General features: G+C 70.8%; 11 protein-coding genes and 1 pseudogene. All 12 read right to left on the bottom strand.

Annotation, left to right across the window (positions count from 1 at the left end; genetic code table 11):
* Nucleotides 1–150: 150 nt before the first annotated feature.
* The 12 genes and pseudogenes from WMF20_RS16140 to WMF20_RS16085 all read right to left on the bottom strand — a co-directional run bounded on the left by WMF20_RS16140 (nt 151) and on the right by WMF20_RS16085 (nt 15,925).
* A complete protein-coding gene (locus WMF20_RS16140; RefSeq protein WP_437614610.1) occupies nt 151–1,536 on the bottom strand; it encodes an MFS transporter in 1,386 nt (461 codons plus the stop codon).
* 583 nt (nt 1,537–2,119) lie between these two features.
* Nucleotides 2,120–5,143: an ATP-binding protein gene (locus tag WMF20_RS16135; RefSeq protein WP_437614608.1), complete on the bottom strand. Its 3,024-nt coding sequence runs from the start codon at nt 5,141–5,143 to the stop codon at nt 2,120–2,122.
* Nucleotides 5,140–5,487 carry a hypothetical protein gene (locus tag WMF20_RS16130; RefSeq protein ID WP_437614606.1) on the bottom strand — a complete coding sequence of 116 codons (348 nt, stop codon included), beginning with the start codon at nt 5,485–5,487 and terminating at the stop codon, nt 5,140–5,142. Before WMF20_RS16130 ends, WMF20_RS16135 begins: the two co-directional genes overlap by 4 nt.
* A gap of 140 nt (nt 5,488–5,627) precedes the next feature.
* A complete protein-coding gene (locus tag WMF20_RS16125) occupies nt 5,628–6,605 on the bottom strand; it encodes a macrolide 2'-phosphotransferase (protein ID WP_437614604.1) in 978 nt (325 codons plus the stop codon).
* Nucleotides 6,606–7,008: 403 nt separating this feature from the next.
* Nucleotides 7,009–9,363, bottom strand: a complete 2,355-nt coding sequence (locus WMF20_RS16120; protein ID WP_437614602.1) for a pyridoxal-dependent decarboxylase — start codon at nt 9,361–9,363, stop codon at nt 7,009–7,011.
* Between the two features lie 169 nt (nt 9,364–9,532).
* The gene (locus WMF20_RS16115; RefSeq protein WP_437614600.1) at nt 9,533–9,799 is read right to left on the bottom strand and encodes a hypothetical protein; all 267 of its coding nucleotides are present in this window, start codon (nt 9,797–9,799) and stop codon (nt 9,533–9,535) included.
* 52 nt (nt 9,800–9,851) lie between these two features.
* Nucleotides 9,852–10,991: an MbnH family di-heme enzyme gene (locus WMF20_RS16110; RefSeq protein ID WP_437614598.1), complete on the bottom strand. Its 1,140-nt coding sequence runs from the start codon at nt 10,989–10,991 to the stop codon at nt 9,852–9,854.
* Complete coding sequence (locus WMF20_RS16105) at nt 10,988–11,437, bottom strand: carboxypeptidase-like regulatory domain-containing protein (RefSeq protein WP_437614595.1); 450 nt, start codon at nt 11,435–11,437, stop codon at nt 10,988–10,990. Before WMF20_RS16105 ends, WMF20_RS16110 begins: the two co-directional genes overlap by 4 nt.
* 85 nt (nt 11,438–11,522) lie before the next feature.
* Entirely contained in the window at nt 11,523–12,383 is an 861-nt protein-coding gene (locus WMF20_RS16100) for an MbnP family copper-binding protein (protein ID WP_437614593.1), read from the bottom strand.
* A gap of 166 nt (nt 12,384–12,549) precedes the next feature.
* Nucleotides 12,550–12,765, bottom strand: a pseudogene (locus WMF20_RS16095) (hypothetical protein); the annotation flags it as partial.
* A gap of 52 nt (nt 12,766–12,817) precedes the next feature.
* Nucleotides 12,818–14,704, bottom strand: coding sequence for an FAD-binding oxidoreductase (locus WMF20_RS16090; protein ID WP_437614591.1), 1,887 nt, complete (start codon nt 14,702–14,704; stop codon nt 12,818–12,820).
* A gap of 177 nt (nt 14,705–14,881) precedes the next feature.
* Nucleotides 14,882–15,925, bottom strand: a complete 1,044-nt coding sequence (locus tag WMF20_RS16085; RefSeq protein WP_437614589.1) for an NAD-dependent epimerase/dehydratase family protein — start codon at nt 15,923–15,925, stop codon at nt 14,882–14,884.
* Nucleotides 15,926–15,944 lie beyond the last annotated feature (19 nt).

The raw sequence follows: 15,944 nt of genomic DNA, 5'->3' as shown, positions 1-15,944 counted from the left end.
GACGGGAGCAGCGCGCCCCCGCTCCACGGCGGCGCTGAGATTCCACGGATGTCGATGGGTTTCGTCGCCGCCTCACCGCGCGGGAGCGCGGGCGGCTCGGGGCGGCGGCGCACTGGCCGCCGGAGGATCGCCCCCTCACACCGGCGGACGTCAGGACTCGCGCGGGCGCTCGAGCTCGTCCCAGAGGCGCACGTCGCTGCGCTCTTTCAGGAAGATCCCGCCGACGACCACGGTGATGAGCGCCACCGCGATCGGATAGAGGAGGCCCGCGTAGATGTTGCCGGTCGCGACCGTCACCGAGGAGGCGATGAGCGGGAGCAGCCCGCCGAACACGCCGTTGCCGACGTGGTACGGGATCGAGAGCGACGTGTAACGCACCTTCGCGGGGAAGGCCTCGACGAGGTAGGCCGCGATCGGGCCGTAGACCATCGTGACGAAGAGCACGAGCACGAACACGAGCAGGGTGAGCACGACCGGGCTGTCCGCGTTCTGCTTCATCGCCCAGAACACCGGGAAGAACCCGATCGCGCCGCACAGGTTGCCCGCGATCATGATCTTCTTCCGGCCGATGCGATCCGAGAGCGCGCCGAAGAACACGAAGAACGGCATGCCGAGGGCGAGCGCCGCGGCGACCACGACCGTGGACGTGATGAACGGGACCTTCAGCGTGTTCTGCAGGAAGTAGAGGGCATAGAACTGCCCCGTGTACCAGACCACGCCCTGGCCGGCCGTGGCGCCGAAGAGGGCGATCAGGATGACCTTCCAGTTGCGCTTGTTGCCGAGGCTGTCCTTGATGGGCGCGGCCGACGTCTTCCCCTCGGCCTTCAGCTTCGCGAAGATCGGCGACTCCTTGAGGCGGACGCGCACGTAGAAGGACACGCCGACGAGGAGCACCGACAGGAGGAACGGGATGCGCCAGCCCCACTCCTTGAAGGCGTCCTCGCCGACGATGAGGCGGCTGCCGAGGATCACCGCCAGCGAGACGAACAGGCCGAGCGTCGCCGTGATCTGGATGAACGAGGTGTAGAAGCCCCGCTTCGCGTCAGGCGCGTGCTCGGCCACGTACACCGCCGCGCCGCCGTACTCGCCCCCGAGCGCGAGGCCCTGCACGAGACGGATCAGGACGAGCGCCAGCGGGGCGACGAGCCCGGCGCTCTCGTATGTCGGCAAGATGCCGATGAGCGACGTCGCGCCGCCCATGAGCAGCAAGGTCACGAGGAACGCGTACTTCCGGCCGACGATATCGCCGATGCGCCCGAACACGAGCGCGCCGAACGGGCGGACGACGAAGCCGGTGGCGAACGTGCCCAGCGTCAGCAGGAAGCCCGCCGTGGGGTTGTCCTTCGGGAAAAAATGCGTGGAGATGATCGCGGCGAGACTCCCGAAGATGTAGAAGTCGTACCACTCGATCATTGTGCCGCCGGCGGACGCGAAGATGACCTTCCAGAGCGTGCCGCTGTCGACGACCTCGCGCCCGGCCTCGCGGTCGCGGCTCGGTGGGGTCACGGCGAGGAATTCGGGAGACGTCTGTGCCATGGGAGCGGTTCCTCGAAGGAGTTCCAGCGCTTGTCGAGAGGGCTGAGGTCGGCCTCGTGCCGGCGTCGCGCCGCGGAGAAGGAGCCACGGTGTCGCGCAGGGCCTCTCGTGCCCCGCGTGACGGCGCGGCCGCGTTCGGGGGACGAGGGGCCGGGCAACAGGGCAGCGCGCGGCTCGACGCCGCGTCACCCCCACGGTGTTCCGTCTGCTGATCTCCAGGATCCAAATACCACGCGAGGCGCCGCGAGAGTACACGTTCTGCTACGGGCCAATCACGTACACAGGCCCGTCCGGTGAGATCCCGTTACGATCGGTAACACCCGCCGGGGTTCCAGAGCGCATCTCGTCGACTCAGGCCCCTCCGGCGAGATCCCGTTACGATCGGTAACACCCGCCGGGGTTCCAGAGCGCATCTCGTCGAGTCAGACCCGTCCGATGAGAGCCTGTTACGATCGGTAACACACCGCCGGTGGTCCAGAGGGCATCTCGTCGACTCAGGCCGGTCCGGCGAGACTCCGTTACGATCGGTAACACCCGCCGGTGTTCCAGAGGGCCATTTCGCCCTCGCCCCGCGCGGTCCGGCTCACGGCGCCGCCTCGGGCCCGCGCCGCGCCCCGGGCGCGCCCGCGAGCGGGAGCCGCACGACGACCGTCGTCCCCTGCCCCACCGCGCTCCGCAGCGTGAGGGTGCCGCCGTGATCCTGGACGATCGAGCGCGACAGCGGCAGCCCGAGCCCCGTGCCGCTCGGATCGCGCTTCGTCGTCACGAACGGCTCGAACACGGCGGCGAGGAGCTCCTCGGGGATGCCCGAGCCGTGGTCCTCGACCTCGACCACGATCTCGCCCGCGTCGATCCGCCCGCGGACGGCGATGGTCGCGCCGGCCCCGGACGCGTCGCGGGCGTTCGCGAGCAGGTTGACGAAGACCTGCACGAGCTCGCGCCGATCCCCGACGACGACGAGCGACTCCGGGCAGGCCTGCTCCACCCGGACGTGCGGCGCCGCGCGGTCGAGCCGGAGCAGCCGCTCGGCCTCGGCGATCACCTGGGCGAGCGACACGCGCCCGACCCGCGCGCGCGGGCCCTCGCCGGGCGACGGCACGGCGCCGGTGCGGCTGTGCTCGAGCAGCGTCCGCAGGATGGCCTCGATGCGCGCGGTCTCGCCGAGGATGAGGCCCGCCCGCGCGCGGATCTCGTCGCTGTCGGCCTCGGCCCGGAGGTTCTGCGCGAGGCAGGCGATGCCGGTGAGCGGGTTGCCGACCTCGTGGGCCACGCCCGCGGCGAGGCGGCCGAGCTGGGCGAGCCGGTCCTTGTGGGCGAGCTGCGCCTCGAGCGCGCGCTGCTCGGTGCGATCCTCGACGAGGAGGACGACGCCGCCCGAGGCGGCGCGCGCGTCGAGCGGATCGAGCGCGGCGCGGTGCACGCGCAGCGAGCGCGCGCGCCCGGCCACGTGCGCCTCGATCTCCTCGGCGCCCGCGCCGGCCTCGCCGGCGGACGCCGCGCGGACCGCGCGCGCGAACAGCTCCGCGAACGGGGCCGGCAGCCGGTCGAGCGGCGCGCCGACGAGGTCGCGCTCCAGGGCGCCGACGAGCGCCTCGAGCCGCCGGTTCACGAGGCTGATCGCGCCGTCGGAGCCCACGGCGCAGACGCCGAGCGGCAGCTGCGCGAGCACCGAGCGGAGCCACCGCCGCAAGAGGTCGAGCTCGCGCGCCGCGCCGACGAGCCGCGTCTCCCCGCGCGCGAGGCGGCGCTCCAGCCACCGGAGCTCCTCGGTGAGCGCGCCGCCCGCGCCCGGCGCCGCGGCGGGGGCGCCCGCCTCCTCCGCGACCGTCCTCGCGAGCACCGGGCCGACCAGCGGCGACAGGTTGCGGTGCAGGCGCTCCTGCAGCGCGTGGAGCTCGGTGGGCCGCGTCTCGTCGCGCGGGATGTCGAGCTCGATCCGGGCGCGCGTGACCTCGATGCCCGCCGCCTCGCGGCCGAGCAGCCGGGCGAGCCGCTCCTCCAGCGCGCCGACGCTCGAGGCCACGGTGGCGCGCTCCACGGACGGGCCGATCTCGCGCCGCCTGCACAGGCGCGCCGCCTCGCGCTCCGCCTTGGCCGGCGGGCGCAGCAGCGAGACGAGCCCGAGCGTGCCGCCGTTGACGGCGAGCGACACGAACGTCGGCAGCGACCAGGTGTCGATGGGCAGGGCGCGCGCCGCGCGCGCGGCGCGGCCGCCCTCGCGCAGGAGGTCGAGCCACGCCGGATCGAGCCCGGGCATCCCGGGGAGCAGCGGCGCGAGGCACAGGGCCGTCCAGGCGGCGATGCCGGCGAGCAGCCCGGCGATGAACCCCGCGCGCGTGGCGCGCTCCCAGAAGAGCACGGCGAAGAGCCCCGGCAGGAGCTGCGCGAAGGCGACGAACGACACGATGCCGCTCTCGACGAGCAGCCCGCCGTTCGCCTGCGCGCGGTGGAAGAGCCAGCCGCCCACGAGGATGGCGGTCAGGAGCCCGCGGCGCATCCACAGCACGCGCGCGTAGACGTTGCGGCGCAGCGTCCTCCGGGCGAGCGGCAGGAGCAGGTGGGTCGCGCTGTCGTTCGCGAGGGCGACGGCGGTGACCATGACCATGGCGCTCGCCGCGGAGATGCCGCCGATGAAGGCGGCGAGGGCGAGCCAGCGCTGGTCGAGCAGCTGGGGCACGAGCAGCACGTAGCTGTCGGCGGGCCCGGCCGGGGCGAGGCGAGTCCCGGCCCAGAGGATGGGCAGGACGGGCAGGTTGAGGGCGAGCAGGAACAGCGGGAAGGCCCAGGCCGCCCTGGCGAGCGCCCGGCCCCCGGCGCCGCTGGCGAAGGCCATGTGCCACTGCCGCGGCAGCAGGAAGGCCGCGGCGAAGCTGATGAGGAGCAGCGAGGTCCAGCCGCTGTCCTCGCGCACGGGGCGGGCGAGCGCCTCGACCTCGGCGGCGTGGCCGCGGAGCCAGCCCGCGAGGCCGGAGGGCCCGCCGAACGCGCCGAGCACGGCGGCGAGGCCCACGGCCGCGAGCACGGCGAGCTTCGCCGCCGACTCGAACGCGACCGCCGTCGCGAGGCCGTCCTCGCGCCGGCGCTCGGCGGACGGGCGGGCGCCGAAGAACGCCGTGAACAGGGCGAGCAGCGCGCAGAAGACGGCGCCCACGGCCTCCTCGTGCCCCGGCCCGGACAGCACGCGGACCGACTCCTCGGTCGCGCGGAACTGCTGCGCGACGTAGGGCAGGCTGGCGACGAGGGAGAACGCGGCGACGAGCGCCCCCGCGGCGGGGCTCTGGAAGCGGAACGCGAGCAGGTCGGCGAGCGACGAGAGGCGCTGCTCGCGCGTGATGTGGAGCACGCGCGACCAGAGGAGCGGCGTGGCCATGCACGCGAGGGTCGGGCCCAGGTAGACGGCGAGGAAGACGAGCCCGTGGCGCTGCGCGAAGCCGACGCCGCCGTAGTAGGTCCACGACGAGGCGTAGACGCCGAGCGAGAGGGCGAGCACGAGCGGGTGGCGCGCGAGCGCGCGGGGGATCCGCTCGCGCTGGGCGGCGAGCGCGATGGCGGCGAGCACGGCCAGCCAGGCGACGGTGGCGAACAGGAGGACGCCGACGGCGATCACGGCGGCGGCTCCCGCACGGCGCGGGCGGCGTCGCCGGGGGCGCCGTCGCTGCGGGCGGCGTCGCTGCGGGAGGCGTCGCCGCGGGCGGCATCGCCGTGGGCGCCGTCGCCGCGGGCGGCATCGCCGTGGGCGCCGTCGCCGCGGGCGCCGTCGCCGCGGTCGGCGCGCGTCGCGAGCCAGGCGAGGGCGATCAGCGCGACCCACACCGCGAAGACGGCCACCACCGCGAGCGGGCCGCGCGCCCAGAGCAGGCGCGCCGGCGATACGAGGAGGACGGCGCCCAGCAGGGCGAGGACGAGCGCGCGATCCGCCGCGCCGGCCTCCGCGTCGTGACCTCCGCGCATACCGCAAGAGGCTACTCAGGGTGGGGTCGCGCTGTCATGCGAACGTGGAGGTCGGGAGAAGAGCGGAAAAATTCAACGATTCTCGTGGGTTCTAGCTCACCCGGCGCGCCGGGACCGCTCACCCGGCGCGCCGGGACCGCTCACCGGCCCTCGGCCGCGATCTGGGCGAGCATCGAGCGCGCGTGCGCGATCACGCCCTCGTTGCCCGTGTCCATCCCCCACTTCGCCGCCATGGCGGGCCAGGCCGCCCAGCGCTCCTGGGCGTGGGCCGCGAGGCCGGGCCAGGTCGCGCCGCCGGCCGCCTCGAAGCGCGCGATGCACGCGTCGAACGCGGCCTTGCTGAAGGCGCCGGCGAAGAGGGCGAAGTCGACCGAGGGATCGCCGAGGTGGGCCTCGGTCCAGTCGAGGATCCCGGTGAGCCGGCCGCCCTCGTCGAGGAGCATGTGCCCGGGGTGGAGGTCGCCGTGCACGAGGGCGAGGTGGCGCGGCCACACCGCGTCGTTCGCGAGCCACCGCTGCCACCGCGCCCAGAGGGCGTCGGGGGGCGAGAGCGCGGCGCGCGTCTCGTCCATGGCCCGGGCGTGGAGCTGCCGCGCGTCGTCGATGGACTTCACCGGGACGCCCGCCGCCGCGATCGCCTCCACGTCGACGCGCTGCAGCGCCGCCAGGGCGTCGGCCATCGACGCGATGAACGCCTCCCAGGGCGCCGCCGGGTCGACGCGGTTCCAGCGCACGCCCGCCTCGGGGTCGAAGGTCACCGCGGGGACGTCGCCAAGCCTCGGGTAGGCGATCACCTGGTCGGTGTGGACGCGCCAGTCGGGCACGGCGACCGGCAAGCGCCCGCGCACGAGGGCGAGCACGCGCGCCTCGACGCGCGCGGCCTCGACCACCGCGGCCCGGCGCGGCGTGCGCACGATCCACGGCACGCCCTCCTCGTCGCGGGCGTGCACGGCGAGGAAGTCGAGCCCGGTCTGGTCGAAGCCCTCGTGCGAGGCGACGAGCCGGAGCCCCTCGCGGCGCGCCGCCTCGAGGAGCGCGCCAACGGAGTCGATGGGCGCGAAGGAAGGAGACGTGGACGGGGTGGACGGGGTGGACGGGGAGCTGGAACGTTCGGTCATGATCGCGAGCCTCGTCGCGCGTCGCCGCTGCGGGCGGCGCGCGTGGATGGGGAAGACTCGCGGCGCGAGCTCACGACCGGCCAGGCGTGCGTGGCATGCTCCTTCCAGGCTGCCGGGCGTGAGGCTCCGCGCCCCGGTCTTCCGCGTTGCGGGGGAAGACAGGGCACGGACGGGCACCCGCGCGCTCGCCACGTCGACCCGGCCGCGCCGGGGTTACGGGGAGGACGAGGATGCCGAGCTCAGCGCAGCCGGATGAATGCCACGGCCGGAGCGTCTCACGCCGCGCCCTGCGCCGCAACAGCGTTCACGGCGCTCGGCGCGACGCTGGCGGAGCGGCACGGCGGCGCCGCGAGCCCCCGGCTCGGCCTCCTCCATCCAGGCGGCGAGCGTCCCCTTCACCTGGCTACGCCTTCGCCTCTCTCCCGGAGAGCTTCGCCTTCACCAGGAAGTGCGAGAACGCCCCGAGGAACTCGCTCACCGACACGCTGCCGTTCCTGTCGACGTCGCAGACCTGCAAAAACTCGTCGATATCGCCGTCTTGAAAGCCCTTCTCGCGGAACTTCGCCATGATCTCGGCGACGTCCAGGGTGCCATCCCGATTCGTGTCGATCTCCTCGAAGACCTGGAGCATCGAGTCGCGCATCATCGCCTTGAAGATGGCGTCGCGGAGCTCGAACTCCAGCACGTCCAGGATGCTCCCGTCGGGAGACTCCAGGAGCCAGGGCGCCATCATCGTGGATCTCAGCACCGTCACCGTCGAGCCCGGCGACGCCGAGACCCCGAGGCGCCGCTTGTAGTCCTCGATGAAGACCTTGCCGTAATGCTCCTCGCTGAAGTCGGTCGTGCTCACGATCATCCGGTAGTGATAGATGTCGTCCCCGGGGGCGATGCTCAGGAGATCATAGATCGCCTTGTTCAAGCGGTTCATCATGTCGAGGCTTGTGTTGATCGAACCGTCGGGCTGCTTGAAGTTGACGGCGTAGGTGAGGATGTTCTGGTCGGGGCCGAGCTCCGGCAGCAGCGCCATCGCCTCGGGGTCGGCCAGGAGCTCCTCGAGGCTCGGTCGGTCGATCCGCTCGCGGATGAACTGCAGCTCGCTCTCCGCGTCGCCGCCCCCGATCTCCGCCGGGAGCCGCGGGACCGGGACGAGGATGAACCGGTCTTCCGGGCGAGCCAGGCAGAGGAGCCGCGCGTAGAACCTCTTGCAGTTGAACAGGGCCTTCCGGTGGAGCTGCCCGTACCCGCTCCGGGTCGGCCGGATGACCTTGTGGCTCAGGTAGACCGCCGCCACCGCGGCGCCTGGCTTCGACCCTTCGAGCCCGTAGATGCCCACGGTTGGCTCCGCGTCCCCGTGGACGATGTACGGGGCCTTGAACGTCACCATGTCGCGCATCGCCGAGTTCCGGTAGCAGAGCGCCCCGGCCGGGTAAGGGACATAGCCCGACTTGTGCGGGTCGACCGTGATCGAATCCGCCCGGCCGAGCGCCGAGAGCTGCGCCGTCACGTACCTGCTCATGCCGATCTCGGCCGCGGGCCCCGAGGGCGCGTCCTTCGCGCGCGGCCCCTCGTCCGGGCGGAGGATCGAGGCGAAATAGCCGCCCCAAGCGGCGTCTGCGTGGACCGCGAACGAGAGCCCCTCCTTCTGGAATCGCTGGCGCAGCTCGAGGATCCCCTTCAGCGGATCGACCGCGCTCTCCTCCGTGCTCCCGACGACGCTCACCACGGTGTAGACCGGCCGCCGCTCGTCGAGGCAGCGCTTCAGCGTCGCCTCCAGCGCGGAGAGGCTCATCCGCGCGTCGCAGTCCACGGGGATGTCGAGCACGTTCGCCGAGCCGATGCCGAGCACCGCCGCCGCCTTGGGGAATGAGTAATGCTTCGTGGCGGGGACGAGGAACACGGGCGAGCACGGCAGGTCCACCCCGCATCGCCGGTAGAGCTCCTGGATGCCGAGGTGCTGGAGGGAGTGGCCCGCCATCGCGGCCGTGATCGTGTCGCTCGAGATGCCGTACTCCTGCGTGAGGCGCTCGGGCAGCGCGAGGATCTCGTCCACCTTGAGGTTCAGGAGCGACCAGGCGTCGAGCCCGCCGAGCAGCGCGCGCCTGCCGTCGCACGTGGTCACGACGAGCTCACGCGCCGCCGAGAGGCTCGGCTCGGACTTCAGCGCGTCCCGGAGCGACAGCGGGTAGAACTTCAAGTTCCTGGCGGACCAGATCGCCTCGATGTTCGCGACCGTACCGCCGCAGGTGATGTGCCCCCAGGGTCGAACGGCCTGCTCGCCGGCGCCGTCGTCCGGCAGCGGATAGCCGAGCATCCGGCAGAGATCGTCGCCCACGATCATCTCCAGGATCGTGGTCGCCGTGGACCCTTCGAACGCGACATTGTTGGGGTTGTAGAGCATCGCCGCGAAGTAGCCGAGGACGCTGGGGATCGAGGTGTCCCAGTTCATGTGCCCCTGGTACCGATCGCTGAAGAAGGGCACCGATTTTTTGAGGAACGACATGAGCGACCGGAAGTTGTCCTTCAGCGAGTCCATCGCGTGGAGGTAGGCCGGGTGTCGCTTGGACTGCTCGGTGATGTGCGTGGGATCCTGAGGGTGGAAGTTCCGTCGCCAGAACGAGTGATCCCGGATGGCCTCGACGATGAGCCTCTCGAGCTCGTCGGCGTTCTCGGCCTTCGGGCCGAGAAACCACGCCTCCGGCGCCCTGGTCCCGGCCCCTTTGAGGAACGGCCCGTCGCCGAATTTGAAGGTTTGTTTCATCCTGGATTTGTCGTTCGACGCACGCCCGCTCATGGTGCTTTCGCTCCTCTTTGGTCGCCGTCTCGAGGAAATCGCGCAACGAGGGTGGCCGGTCCTTCCCCTCTCCTCTTGGCGGCATCGGCGCCATGGTGGTTTTTCTGCTGACCCGGGGCAACTTCCCGCAGCAGCGCTAGCTGCCTGGCGCCGTGTCCTCCCCCGCGAGGGCGAGCAGGCGCGCGAGCACGACCTCGAGCCACCCCACCGTGCGCCCGCACCGCCCGGCGCCCCGCGGCGCCGGCTCCCCGGCCTGGAGCGCCCGCGCCCCGCTGGCGATGCCGCCGGGGCGCCGCCGCAGGTGCCGCATGCAGAGGTCGCGCAGGTCGACGAACGGCGGGCGCCGCGGCCGGAGGAACGCCTCGAAGCGCTCGCCCGACGCGCGGCAGGCCACGTTCGACATGCGACACGCAGCCCCGCGGCCGCGCGCTCGCGATGGACCCGCGATCGACGGGCTACGGCGCCTGCGCGCCGTCCACCACGGCCGCGAACTCCGGATCGGTCAAGCTTTTCATGAAGGCCACGACGTCCGCCTTTTCCTCTGGCGTGATGGTGAACCCCCTGACGAGCGAGCTCTTGTTCGGGTTCTTGCTGCCCACGCCTGCGAACGGCCCCTCGTCGATGCTCCTGCCTCCTGCGGCGTAGTGGTCGACGACCTCCTCCAGGGTGGCCATGCTCCCGTCGTGCATGTAGGGCGCCGTCAGCTCCACGTTGCGCAGCGAAGGAACGCGGAATTTCCCCTTGTCCGCCGGGTCGCCGGTGAACTCGAACAGCCCTTCTCCGCCGGGCGGATAGTCCCCGTCCGGGCCGAGGTTGTAGAGGCCGGTATTGTGGAAATCCATCTCCTCCTGCTTCGTTTCGGCGCTCCGGAAGGCGGTCGTGAAGTTGATCCCGCTGTGGCAGTGATAGCACTCGAGCCGCTCGGAGAAGAAGAGGTCCATGCCGCGCAACGCGGCCTCGGACATCGCGTCCGCCTCTCCGCCGTACGTATAACGATCGTACGCGGAGCGCCCGGAGATGAGCGTCCTCTCGAACGTCGCGATCGCCTTCACGATGGTGTCGAGCGTGATCGGCTCGCTCTCGCCGGGGAACGCGGCGGCGAACGCGGCCTTGTATGCATCATCGCCGCGGAGCCGGCCGAGGACGACGTCCTCGGCACCGGTGATCCCGAGCTCGACCGGGCTCTCGCCGAACATCGGGACGAGCGCCTGCTCCTCGAGCGACGCCAGCGTGGGGTTGCCCCACGTGAGCAGCGGGAAATAGGCGACGTTGGCCAGCCCCATCGCGTTGCGCGGAATCGCGTCCCCCGTCGAGCCGGTCGGGGTCACCTTGCCGTCGGCAAGCCCCCTGTCGCGGTCGTGACACGAGGCGCACGCCATGGTCCCGTTGCCCGAGAGGCGTTGGTCGAAGAACAGGGCGCGACCGAGCGCGACCTTCGCCTCGGTCATCGGGTTGTCGGGCGGCACCCACGGCTTCGGGAAGCCGACGGGCAGGGCGAGCTCATAGCCGTCGGCAGGCGGGATCGCTTCCGTCTCGCCCCCACACGACGCCACCGCGAGCGCGAGGAGCGCCGCCGACGTGCTTGCGCGGGTCACTCCAGCAGAATGCGGCGTTGCTCGTTGTGACACAGGTTGCAAGCTCCGGAGATGGTTGGAAATGGCATGCTGTTGGTCTCCCCTCCGGCCGGTGCCCGCAGGAAGATGAACAGCTCCTGGTCCGGGAAGGGCAACGGCTCGGTCGTGAAGAAGTTCCCGTTCCCGTCGACGGCGACCGAGAGCACGAGATCTCCTTCGCCTTGGGCGGCCGTGCGGAGCTCGACCGTTCCGCCTGAGACCGGCGTGCCCGACGGCGCGTACACCGTCCCGGCAGCGGTGAAGATCCCCTTGCCAGGCCCATGGGGCTGGTGGCAGCCCATGCAGTTCTGCCCCATGTTGTGGCTGCGCTTCTCCTCAGCAGCGCTGATGTTGTCCACGTTGAGCGCCGGATCGCGCTGGAACCGAGGGTCGCCCGGAAGGACCTCCGCGTCGATCGGCTCGTCCATGTCCTCGTCGGACGAGCCGCACCCGGCAAGCGCACAGATCAAGAGCGGCGCGAGGAGTCTGGCCGCTGGTCGATGAAGGTACATCTCACTCCACCCGGAACGCGGTTTGCGGAGCGGACGGGCTCGCGCCGGCGAAGCCCATCCCGAGCGCCTTGAAGACGGGCGGGCACTCGGGATCGCCCTCGAACGACATGCAGCCGGCGACGCGATCCGTCATGCCATCCACCCGGTGGTCGAGATCGGACTCGGCATAGAAATTGGCGATATCGAAGACGATGGTGCTCGACTCCGGGTCGACGCCGTCGAGACGTACGTCGGCGACGTTGTCGGCGGTGCACGAAAAACCTTCGCTGACGGTACCCTGGCATGTCGTACTTCCCAGGTGGAAGAAGTACGTCGGGTTCATCGTCGAGATGAGGTCGAGGCGGACGAACTTGTAGCCGCCCTTCCACGACCACCACATACCGGGAATGTTCATGGGCGCCGGGGCTGTCGCCGCGTCCAGGTGGTTCATCTCCGGGGGCAACCCTAGGTTGAACCTGACACCGGCGTAATCGCCGGCCGGGGCGGTGCCCACGATCTCGGTCCTCGTCTCCGCGCTGCCGGTCTCACATGTGCCCGTGCCGTCCTCGAAGTCGAGGAACGCGACCTTGCCGCGCTGCCATATGCCGTCCTGCTCGAGCGAGAGCGGCTCCTCGGACCCGTCGTCGTGCACGAGCCGGACGTCATAGACGTACATACGGAAATCGAGCGGCTTCACCGCCGTTCGGGTCGTGCCGACTCCATCGAATGTGGTCGTGCAGGAAAACGGCTTGTCGCCGACCTTGGCGGCGAAGCTCAGCGCGAACGTCTTCGAGGCGACGTCCTCGCCGCCGTCGCCGCACCCGCTCAGCGCCGCGAGACAAACCGCGCTCAGGAGCGCCGATCGCGCCAGTGAACGAACCATTGGATAACCCCTCAAGCTACGAACCCTTGACGTGGCCCCCACCGCACCGGAGCGACACGTAGCCTACTCGAAAGTTTGCTCTCCGGGGTGCAGCAATTTGTCGGCCCTCTCGGCCGTCCATCGAGGGGTGCCGGCGGCAGCCGTGCGAATGTGGCCCCAGGAGCGCCTACAACATAACGGTGCAGACGCACCTGAGGCAGCTCAGACAGACGGCTGTCGGGTTGCGTTCGCCGGCGACGTGGCCACGCGCCGATCGCGCCCTCGCACCGTCGAGCCGCCCGCGAGCGATCCGCGCCGCCGCCACCATGTCGACCAGCGCCGCCTCGACCTCCTCCCAGCCGCGGGTCTCGAGCCCGCAGTCCGGGTCCACCCAGAGCCGATGGCCACAGGCAGCGCGCGCGCCTCGCGCTCGAGCAAGTCGGGCCTATGCCCGGTCACGGCGCCTGCTCCGTCTCGCCGGCGAGCGCGACTGCGCCGCGCACGCCGTGGTTCGACGCGCCGAAGAGATTGTCCGGATCGAGCGCGCGCTTGACCTCGCGGATGACCGCCCGCGCGCCCTCGGAGTACACCTCGTCGAGGAAGCCCTGCCGGATCTTCCCCACGCCGTGGTGGTGCGAGAGCGTGCCGCCGGAGGCGAGGATCTCCTCACGCGCCGCGTGCTCGAGGGCGGCATACTCCGCAACGGGATCGGCGACGCCCTTCGCGTAGAAACCGAGATAGAAGTACATCGCGACGCCCGTCGAATAGACCTGCGTGAGCCGACCGGTGAAGAAGGGCCGTCCGGGTAGCCGGCGGCGCTCGTGCTCGAGCTCCACGCGGCGTTTGACCCGCTCGTAGAGCTCGAGCGCGCGCGACCAGGGCACGCTCGTCTCGAAGCTCTCCGCGATGGCCCAGTGCTCGAACGCCAGATCGCGGATGTACGCGATGCCGAAAGTGAGCTGGTAGCCGCGCTCCCCGTTGGCGGCGCCTCCCTGGAGGCCACCATGGCGCGCCGCGATGGCCCGGAGCGTTCGCTCCTGAAAGGCGACCTCCGCGGCCGTGCCTTCGAAGACCACCGTCGCCACGCACATCTTGTGCGGATCGAAGCCCTTGATCCGCGTCACCACGAGCGCCTCTGCTCGGCTCTTGAGCCTTGCGGCGAGGCCCTTCGAGGCCGGCTTCAGTGCCTGTCCGAAATGGAACTGGGTGTTGTCCATCACGCGCACGCTCGCAGGAACGGCGCCGCTCTGTTGCAGGTCGTAGAGGAACTGGAAGCCGTGCTCGAGGTCCGGGAAGATCACGCTCGCGTAGCGCTTCACCTCGGGCAGGGGCCAGACCTTGACCACCGCGCTGGTGATGACGCCGATGTTACCCTCGCTCCCGAACAGGAAGGTCTTCGGGTTGACGCCGACGCTCTCACGCGGGCCCACGGCGGGGCGTTCGATCACGCCCCGAGTCGTTACTGCCGTGACATCGAGCACGATGTCCTCGATATTGCCATAGCGGTTCTTCTTCATCCCGCTGGCGTTCGTGGCGATCCACCCGCCGAGCGTCGAGAACTCCGCGCTGTCGGGCTCGTGTCCGAGCGTCAGCCCGTGCTTGGCCAGCTCGGCGGCGATATGCCGGCCGGTGGCGCCCGCCTCGATGCATGCCGTGCGGTTCACCGGGTCCACCCAGCGCAGCTTGTTCATACGGCGCATGTCCAGCACGACGACGACGCGCGCTTCGTCGACGGGCAAGCGCAGCGCGTCGGTGACATTGGTACCGCCGCCGAAGGGGATGAGGCAGGCCCCGCGCGCGTGCGCCACCTCGACGAGGCGCTCCACCTCGGCGTGTGCCTCGGGGAAAACGACGAGATCGGGTACGCGGGGGAGCCGACCATAGCGAATCGCCCAGATCTCGGCCCCGGTGTGGCCGTGGCCATGCCGCAGCCGGACCAGCGGATCGTCACTCACCTGATCGTCGCGGAGGAAGCCGCGCAGCGCCTCGAGCAGCGCCTCGTCGCGCCGCGCGGCGGGAACCGCGGGCGGATAGTGGGGCACGTTGCGGTTGTCGTGGGCGAGCGGAGCCTGAAGAATGCCCGACAGCCACGGCAGCAACTTCGGTAGATCGAGTCCGCTGATGTTGTAGCGGCGTCCCGTGAGCGTCACGTGGCCGTCCGGCTTCACGACGAAGCGTGTGTCCTTGAAGCCCCAGCCGTCGAGCGCCTCCTCCTCGTCGCCGAGCGGCGCGGCTGGCGCCGGTGTCCTGCCGCCGCCACCCCGCGAAGCCCAGCCCAACCGGCTCGCGACGTTCGCTCCTGCGCGCTCGATACGCGACCGCAACCCTCGCACCTGATCCATATCGTCACCTCGACGACCTCGTGTCCCTCCGCGCTGGCCTGGTCGAACATTGCCAGCGCGGTGACGGCCCACGGCGGGCGAGCCGACGCCCGCCGCCGTCGCCGCGTCCGATGGCTATCCGGTCTCCAGGGTCTCTGCACCCACGTCGGGACCTCCGCTTTGCCCGCTCCAACTGGCTCAGAAGAACGCCTTCAACAGGCCGATCGCGCCCTGCTTCCAGGGCACGCGGTGGGTCACGCCCGAGCGGCTCTCGAACTCGCTCCGGTGCGCCCGGTACCACTCGAGGTTGCGCACCAGCGCATCCTTGTTCGAGTACTTCGGTGCGAAGCCGAGAGCCCGCTCGGCCTTCTCGATCGACACGAAGGAGTCCTTCGATGCCGTCTCGTAGACCCACTTGTAGAGCGGCGACAGGCCCATCGCCTCGAGCGCGCGCAGGCCGAGCACCGCCGGCGCCGCGGGGAATGGCACGATCTTCTTGCCCTTGCCCACCGCGTCGAGCACCGCCTGGTAGTCCTCGCCCATGGTGGTGAAATCCTTCGCGCCGATGTTGAAGGTGTCGTTGACCACCGACGCATCCTTCGTCAGGCAAAGGTAGATGGCCTCGCAGAGATCGGCCACGTCGAGGAGCTGGTAGCGGTTCTTGCCGTTGCCGATCATGGGGAAGCCCTTGCCGTCGAGCGCCCAGTCGTAGAGCAGGGCGAAGACCCCGAGGCGCTCCGGGCCGATGAAGGACTTGGGCCGGATGATGGGCACCACGAGCCCCCGGCCGCGCTCCTCCAGGCATACGAGCTCGGCCTGGATCTTGGCCTGCCCGTACGGGCCCACGCCGTCGAGCCGGTCGTCCTCGCTGAGCGGGTGGTGGTCGGGGATGCCGTACACGGCCGTGGAGGAGATGTGCACGGCGCGCTCGACGCCGTGACGGCGCGCGGCGCTCATGACCACGCGCGTGCCGATCACGTCGGTCGTGTAGATCTCTTCCGGCGTGTACAGGGGCAGCGCCGCCGCCGTGTGCACGACGAAGTCCTGCCCCTTCATCGCCGCGTCGACGACCGCTGCGTCGCGGATGTCCCCGCGCACCTCGCGGATGCGTGACCGCTCGGGGTAGTCGAAGTCCAGGAGATCGAGCGACGTGACCTCATAGCCGCGCTCGAGCAGGTGCCGCACCAGATTGATCCCGAGGAAGCCCGCGCCGCCCGTGATCAGGACCTTCTTCTTGCTCATCGTCTTGCAACCTCGCTTC

This window comes from Sorangium sp. So ce834, assembly GCF_051521425.1.
In the GTDB taxonomy this organism is placed as follows: Bacteria; Myxococcota_A; Polyangia; order Polyangiales; family Polyangiaceae; genus Sorangium; species Sorangium cellulosum_D.
Note: the sequence above shows the minus strand (reverse complement) of the source record. Positions and strands in the feature narration are given on the sequence as shown.